Here is a 7,687-nt window from a genome sequence, read left to right on the forward strand (position 1 = left end):
GGAACATGCGAGCGGCGACCTGACGATTGGTCATCCCCTCCAACACGTGCTCGGCCACCGCGCGTTCGGTGCGGGTCAGACTCGCCCAACCGGTCTTCGGCCGGCCGGTGTGGGACCAGTGTCGCCTGCGGACCCCGATGGTCCGCAGGCGCCGGCGAACTCGTGCCGCGTCGCCTTCCGCGCCCACCTGCCGGTACAGCGCGAGTGCGCCCTCCAGGCTGCGCACGGCGCGAGCTCGGGCCGAATCGATCAGCAGGACGCCCAGATCCTCGCCGGCCGACGCCCGGGCCCACGCGTCACGGTGGTTCCCGGCGGCGGCCTCCAACGCGTCGGCGTCGTGGTCGACGAGGCCGCGGGCGTGGTCGGCCGCGGCGCGGGCCACGACGATCCCCGGGTTGGTCTCGGCCAACCGATGTGCCGCCGCGCTCACCGCGACCGCCCGGGGCCGCCGGCTGCGAGCGAGCAGCAGGCGCACCAGCCAGGGAGCGAACTCCGGTTCCTCGACCGACAGTTCACGGCGGCCGGATTCGTTGGCCCACAACTGTTCGAGCGCGCGCTCGACCCCCGGATCGTCCCCGGCCGCCAGCGCGACAAGCGCCTCCAACCACGCGCCGGCCGCGGCGCACAACTGCCCCCGGTCGTCCGTCGGCACGTCCCGAAAGCGGCGCGCGTACGAGCCGACGTCGGCCGACTCGCCCCGATGCCGAGCCACCGTCGCCAGGATCATCCAGGCCGACGGCACCAGGAGCCGGGCCCCGGTCCGCTCCGCGACGGCGAGCCCCGCCGCGGCCTCCCGCTCGGCGTCGTCCAACCTGCCGTTGGCGAGTCCCAGGTGCGCGCGCACCAACCTGAGCACGATGTCCGACACGAACTCGACCGCCCCTGCGGCCGGTTCGAGGGCGACCTCGGCCTCGCCGAAGCTGCCGACCCGGGCGAGCATCGACGCGAGAACCGGTCGCGGATGGATGTACCACTCGATCGCGCGGCCGTCGTCCGCCGGCCCGACCGCCTCGCGACCAAGGGCCAGCGCCTCGTCCAGGCGCCCGGCGCGCCACCGCAGTACGGCGAGCGCGGTGGTCACGCCGGCCCGCAGGCCCGGATCCCGATCACGCACATCCCGCAACGCCTGCTCGACGTGCAGCGTGCCCTGCGGCCCACCCCGGCACGCCCAGGCCGTCAGGCGCACGAGTACGGCCCGCCGGCGCAGGGCGGCGGGGGAGCCCGGGTCGGCCAAAAGCGCGTCGGCGACCGCGAGCGCGCCCGAGGTCCGGCCACGCAGGAGCAAAGCCGTCGACAACCAGTAGCGCAGTCGCGCGGTGGCCTGCGGGTCGACCGCGTGCGAGAGGGCGTCCTGCGCCAGGGTGACGGCCTGCGACAGCGCGCCGGAGCGCACGCACGCCTCCACGGCGATCACCGTGAGCGGCTCGTAGGACTCGTCGACCAGGGGCCGCACCAGGTCGAGGCCGCGCAACGCCAGATCCGCGGCGGTGCCGGGACTGCCCGCCACCGACTCCTCGGCCGCTCGAAGCAGGAGTCCCGCTATGGACGGATCGCCCCGGTGCGCCCCGTGCACGAGGTGTGTGGCCACCGCGGCCGGCGAACTCCCGCGCCCCATGAGCATGCCCAACGCCTGCCGGTGCATCGCGCCCCGGACCACGCCGGGCATGTCGTCCGCCAATGCCTGGCGCATCAGGTCGTGGCGAAACGTTACGGTCTCGGTGCCGCGCTGCACCATGCCGGCCGTGACGGCCTCGCGAAAGCGCGGGACCAGGGCGCTCACCGGCTCGCCCAGCATCTCGGCGATGTCCTCGGGCAGACACGACGGCCCCAGCACGGTGGCGACCTCCAACAGCAGCCGGGTCTGGGGCGACACCGTGGCCAACCGCTCGCCCATCAACCCGTGGAACCACGTCGGGACCCGCCGAGGCGCGGGCGGGGAGCCCGCGCCCGTCCCGGTGATCACGCGGGCCGTACCGTCCTGCACGCGCACGTCGCCCTGCTCCCGGAGTTGGCGGACGACCGCGACGAGCCGGCGCGGATTGCCCTGCCCCAGGCTCAACAGGGTGCTCAGTTCGGTGTCCGGCCGCCCGCCGAGACAGTCGGCGAACAGTTGCGAGACGGCCTCGTCGGACAGCGGACCGAGCAGCAGCGCCAGCACGTCGGAGGCGTCCTGTGGCGCGCCGGCCGCGGCCGCCTGCGGTCCGTGCTCCGTGCGGCGGGTGGTCAGCCACACCAACGGGGAGTTGCGCAGCCGGGTCGGCACCGGACGCAACGCGGGCGCCTGCGTCGGGGCGAGCGAGGCGGAGCGCGAGTCGGCCCGGTCCTCGTCGCACGTGACCAACAGGGGCGCCTGTTCGAGATGGCGCTCCAACAGGGTCGGCCAGGGGACGTGCGCCTGCCCGTCCGCACGGTGGTCTTCGCGGGCGTCGTCGGTCCTGCGGGGCGCGTTCGCCCTGCGGCCCGCATCCGCCGGCCGGCCCGGGGCGCCGAGCGCCGATCCCGAGGACCCGGTCGGCGAGAATTCGCCGCCCTGGAGCCGTACGACCGTGAAACCCCGTGCGGACGCCGCCCGTTCCGCCTCGGACAACAGTCGGGACTTGCCGATGCCGCGGGGCCCCTCGATCCATCCCTCGGTGGCCCGCCGTGCGTTGCGCGCCCGGTCCAGGGCCCGGCAGATCGCCTCCATCTCCTGTTCCCGGCCACGCAGGGGAGCCGGCGCCCCGGCGAGTCGGTCGGCGGGATCGGCAAGGGTTCGGGACGACTCCCGCCCGTCGTCGGGCCGCGCGGACTCCCGGGCGTCGGCGGACCGACGCGCGGGTGGGGGGCGCGAGACGCCGGGGCCGCCCGCGTCGCGCGCCGCCTGTGTGGGGTCCTGCCGCATCGGGTCCTCTGTTTCTACGAATCCGATGGCGTCCTCGGCTCGGACGCCTTTCCCGCGTCGGAGCGCTTCGGTATGGCCTCTTCGTGCGCAGCCGGCCAGCCGGGCAGGAACAGGGCGAGGGCGGCGCAGACCAGGGCCGCGTACAGGGCGAGGGAGTAGGCGGTGGAGAGCCCGGACGCGTACTGCGCGCGGTAGGCGTGATCGCCGGTCGACACCGTCACGGATCGGGCGAGGATGGTGGCCAGTACGGCGACACCGAGCGCCTGGGACACGCGCTGGGTCGCCTGAAGCAGCGCCGTGCCACCGCCGACCGCGGCACGGGGGATGTCGCCGAGGGCGGTGACCTGGATCGTCGGCGGGATCGCGCCCGCGCCCGCGCCGGCCAGCAACAGGGGCCCGATCAGGCTCTGCGGATCCGGGTTCGCCGCCCGGTCGCGCAACAGCACGATGCCCCCGGCGAGCAGCAGGAAGCCCACGGCGAGCGGCACTTTCGGCCCCCACCGGTCGCGTGCCTGCCCGGCCAGGACCCCGGAGACACCGGACGCGAGCGCCAGCGGCAGCAGGGCCAGTCCCGCGTCGAACGCGTCGACGTCGAGCACCACCTGCATGGACAACGGCAGCAGGAACTGGGTTCCGAAGAAGGGGATTTGACCGAGTGCGTTGATGGTGCTGCCGATGGCGTACGTGCGCACGCGGTACAGCCGCAGATCGAGCAGCGGGTGGGCCGAGCGCAATTGGACGGTGACGAGCACGAGCAGGGCCACGGCGCCCACGGCGAAGGCGACCCACGCCTGGACACCGGCCGAGGACCCGGTCGGGGAGCCGAGCAGCGACGCGCCCAGGAGCAGTCCGCCGAACCCGACACAGACCAGGGCCACGCCGGGGAGGTCGATCCGGCGGGTGTCGCCGGTCCGGGGCCCGTCGGCGCCGATGAAGCGGCTCCCCAGGAACACGCCGAGTGCGCCGATGGGCACGTTGACGAAGAAGATCCAACTACGCAGCCCGGCATCGACGAAGGCACCGCCCACCAAGGGGCCGATGGTCGGGGCGAAGACGAGGACGACGCCGAAGACACCGAACGCCAGGCCGCGTTTGTCCTCGGGAAACGTGGTGAACAGCCGAGCGGAGCCCAACGGCAGCGCGAAACCGCCCGCGAGTCCCTGAAGGGCGCGGGCGGCGATGAGCAGCGGGAGCGTGGGAGCGAGTCCGCACAACAGCGAGGCCGCCGCGAAGCTCGCCAGGGAGAGCAGATAGACCCGCTTCATCCCGAACCGTTCGCCGAGCGCACCGGCCAACGGAGTCGCGATGCCCAGCGCCAGCGCGTAGCCGCTGACCACCCATTGCACGTCGCTGGTGGACGCGTCGTATTCCTGTTGGAGGGAATGAATGGCGACGTTGACGACGGTGACGTCGAGGATGGTCATGAACGAACCCACGGACACCGCGAGCAGCGTCGCCCACGGCGACGGTCCGCGCGGCACGTCGGCGGACGCCGTAGCGGCCGGGGCGAGCGGGTCGCGCGTCACGGCGAAGGTTCGGTGGGGATCGGGTGTCCGGGCTCGGTCGGTACGGCGTCCTCGGTCGGTACGGCGTCCTCGGCGGGCGCGACCACTCGGCCGTCCTTGACGACGATCCGGATCCGATCCAAGGCCGCGAGGTCGCTCAGGGGGTCTCCGTCGACGACGATCAGGTCGGCGCGTCGACCGGGCGCCAGGACACCCAGTGTCGCGCCCTGCCCGCATACGATGGCGGCGTTGCGGGTGCTCGCACGCAGGATCCGAAGCGGGCTCAGGCCGGCTTCGGCCAGGTAGCGCATCTCCCGGCGCGGCATTCCGGCCGGGAAGCCGGGCCGGCCCACCCAGTCGCTGCCGAGTGCGACGCGTCCGCCCGCTTCCACGTACAGGGTGAGCACGGCGACCATCAGTTGCTCGATCGCCCGCAGGGCGTTTGCCGGGAATTCGGGCAACCCCGCCCGGATGTTGGCCAGTTCGTTGCCGATGGTGGGGACCACGTAGACGCCCCGTTCCACCATGCGCGCCAGCCGCTTGCGCAGGCCCGGCAGCGCGTCGGTGGACAGGGAGCCCTCGCGGTAGAGCTCGACGTAGCCCACGTCGGGCGGCAGCGGGAAGAGCATGTGCTCGACGCTGGTGACACCGGCGTCGAGGGCGATGTCCAACTGCGTGACGTTGTGCACGTGGGAGCGGACCAACAGGCCGTGGGCGGTCGCCCGGCGGACGATCGCCGCGATCACGTCGGGCCCCGGGACCGGGAGTCGGCCGGGGTTGCGGAAGTCGAAGTCGAACGGCTCCTGGGCCACCTTGACGAAGTCGACGCCGAGAGCGGCCAGTTTGTCGACGGCGGCCTCGGCCTCGGCGGGCGACTCGATGCCCAGGGCGGCGGAGCCGTCGCCGCGGCCGCCGGGATAGCCACCGGGGGCGGTGATCGCGGGGCCGGCCGCGAACACCCGGGCGGCATCGGGGGCTTGCCCGGCGTCGTGGAGCAGCGGGAGCAGGGCCGGGCCACAGCCGGTGCCGCCCACGGTGGTGACTCCGTCGTGGACGAACGCCCGCAGCACGGCGGCGACGTCGTGCTCGATGTGGGTGTGCGAATCGATGATCCCGGGCAGGGCGGTCTGCCCGTCGCAGCGCAGGACCCGGGCGGCGGGCGGGATGTGCACGCTGCCGACCGGCCCCACGGCCGATACGTGGCCGGCTCGGAGGACGACGACGCCGCGGGTGATCGGTGGTGCGCCCGTGCCGTCGACGACGGCGCAGCCGACCAGGGCGACGGTTTCTGCGGAGGAATTCGCTTCGTGCGTCATCGGGAAACTCCCGTCGATCAGGTGCGTTTCGGTGCGTGCGTCTCGGCGGGGAGCTATGCGCACGCACATTCGAGGGAATGCAAAGAATATGATTTTCGTGCATTCGAGGCATATCGCGAAAACACGTCACTACACGGCAAATCGATCCGACGTTAAGGTGTCGACGCAGAAGGCGTCAAGCCCCGAATATGCGGACTTGCGTCATTCCCGGCGTGCCTGTCGCCGCAGGCCCGCGCCCGAGGCGGGGCCCGCCGGCCGAAGGCCGCGACGCATCCTGATGCGGGACTCCCCGGTTTCCCGAAGTTCGGGAAATGCCGTCGCACTGCGGCACTTCCTGAAGGGCAGGCAAACTCTGTCGCCGAAACCGAGACGAATCCGCCGGCTCGGTTGTTCGACGCCGGGCGCGCTTATACGTTCCTCGATACACAGGCAGACGCGAACGAACCCCAGCGCGTTGCCGGTTCGAGGGCAGGAGTGGCCGACCATGGTTCAGGTGGATACGACGGTGGCGCATTCGGCGCGGATGTACGACTACGTCCTGGGCGGCAAGGACAACTACCTCGCCGACCGTGAGGCGGCCGAGGAAGCCCTCAAGGTCTGGCCCGAACTGTGGACGAGCATGCGGGTCAACCGCGCGGTGATGCGGCGCATGGCGCACTGGCTGGCCACCGAGGGCGGCATCCGCCAGTTCCTCGACATCGGCACGGGCATCCCCACGTCGCCGAACCTGCACGAGGTGGTGCAGGAGGTGGACCCCGCGTCCCGCGTGGTCTACGTGGACAACGACCCGATCGTGCTCGCCCACGCCCGGGCACTGCTGGCCGGCGCTCCGCAGGGCCGTACCGCCTACGTCGAAGCCGATATGCGTGACTCCGACGTCCTGTTCGCGACGCCCGATCTGCGCGAGACCCTGGACCTGAGTCGACCGGTGGGGGTGACGGTGATCGCGATGCTTCAGTTCGTCGAGGACGCCGCCGGTCTGATCGACGAGGTCACCGCGCACCTGGCGCCGGGCAGCTACCTGGCCCTGACCGCGGCGACGGCCGACCTGGCGCGCGGATCCACCGCGTTGGCCGAGGTCTACACCCGCCGCGGCGTGCCGATGTACCTGCGCTCGTGCCGCGAGTTGGAGGCCCTGTTCGCCGACCGCTACGACCTCGTCGAGCCGGGTGTGGTCCCCATGCAGGACTGGCACCCGGCCGAGGACGAGGACTCGGTGGGCGTCGAGCAGACCAACATGTTCGCGGGCCTGGGCCGGCTGCGCTGATCCGCCGCCGGCGGCCCCGGCACCGTCACGGGCCGACGGTGCCGTCGATCCCCTCGCGCAGGAGGTCCGCGTGGCCGTTGTGGCGGGCGTACTCGTGGATCAGGTGCAGCATCACCAGGCGCAGCGAGACGACGTCGCCCGACTTGCGGTTGACCGCGGTCACGTCGAGGGATTCGGCTGCGGCCTCGATCCGGCGGGCGTGGCCGACCTCGGTCTGCCAGGCGTCGAACGCCTCCTTCCGGGTGGACGTACGCGCGTCGTAGGCCACCTGGAAGTCACCCTCGTCCGACCACACGAGCGGGATGTCCTCGCCGTCGATCACCCGGCGGAACCAGGTGCGCTCGACCTCGGCCATGTGCCGAACCAGGCCGAGCAGCGACAGCGTGGAGGGCGGCATCGACTGCCGGCGCAGCTCGTCGTCGGAGAGGTCGTCGCACTTGAGGGCCAGCGTCGCGCGGTGGAAGTCGAGGTAGGCGCGCAGCATTTCGCGCTCGTCCGCGATCAGGGGCGGGCTGATGCGTTCCGTGGTCACCGTCTGCTCCGTTCGGTGGTCTGTACGTGGGGGCACCGTTCGGCGCGACCCCGCAGTTCTACCAGGTCTCGCCGGGCCGGCCGCGGGCCGCGTCGTTCGGCTGCGCCTGGGCCGGTACGCCGGGACGCTCCGGGTCGTTCGACGTGTCGTGGGCTCGGGCGAGAGCGGCCAGGGGGAGCGGCTTGA

General features: G+C 72.6%; 5 protein-coding genes. 1 reads left to right on the forward strand and 4 read right to left on the reverse strand.

From position 1 onward, the window contains the following. The 3 genes from GT354_RS51895 to GT354_RS51905 form a co-directional block, all read right to left on the reverse strand. The coding region (locus GT354_RS51895; protein ID WP_161365490.1) for an AAA family ATPase at positions 1-2,881 on the reverse strand (2,881 nt) is incomplete at its 3' end. A gap of 14 nt (positions 2,882-2,895) precedes the next feature. After that, positions 2,896-4,407, reverse strand: coding sequence for a DHA2 family efflux MFS transporter permease subunit (locus tag GT354_RS51900; protein ID WP_161365493.1), 1,512 nt, complete (start codon positions 4,405-4,407; stop codon positions 2,896-2,898). Beyond that, the gene (locus GT354_RS51905) at positions 4,404-5,702 is read right to left on the reverse strand and encodes an amidohydrolase family protein (RefSeq protein ID WP_161365495.1); all 1,299 of its coding nucleotides are present in this window, start codon (positions 5,700-5,702) and stop codon (positions 4,404-4,406) included. The genes GT354_RS51900 and GT354_RS51905 overlap by 4 nt, the downstream gene beginning before the upstream one ends. 484 nt (positions 5,703-6,186) lie before the next feature. Between GT354_RS51905 and GT354_RS51910 the strand changes: the two genes are divergently transcribed. Then, positions 6,187-6,969 carry an SAM-dependent methyltransferase gene (locus tag GT354_RS51910; RefSeq protein ID WP_161365497.1) on the forward strand — a complete coding sequence of 261 codons (783 nt, stop codon included), beginning with the start codon at positions 6,187-6,189 and terminating at the stop codon, positions 6,967-6,969. 25 nt (positions 6,970-6,994) lie between these two features. Here GT354_RS51910 and GT354_RS51915 read toward each other — a convergent pair whose 3' ends face one another. Beyond that, the gene (locus GT354_RS51915) at positions 6,995-7,501 is read right to left on the reverse strand and encodes a DinB family protein (RefSeq protein WP_161365499.1); all 507 of its coding nucleotides are present in this window, start codon (positions 7,499-7,501) and stop codon (positions 6,995-6,997) included. Positions 7,502-7,687: the final 186 nt, after the last annotated feature.

The sequence above is a fragment of the Streptomyces sp. SID3343 genome (assembly GCF_009865215.1).
Lineage (GTDB): Bacteria > Actinomycetota > Actinomycetes > Streptomycetales > Streptomycetaceae > Embleya.

What these genes read in the sequence shown, in the direction of transcription:
- GT354_RS51905 (WP_161365495.1), bottom strand. Translation starts at nt 5,702, where the DNA reads ATGACGCACGAAGCGAATTCCTCCGCAGAAACCGTCGCCCTGGTCGGC.
- GT354_RS51910 (WP_161365497.1), top strand. Translation starts at nt 6,187, where the DNA reads ATGGTTCAGGTGGATACGACGGTGGCGCATTCGGCGCGGATGTACGAC.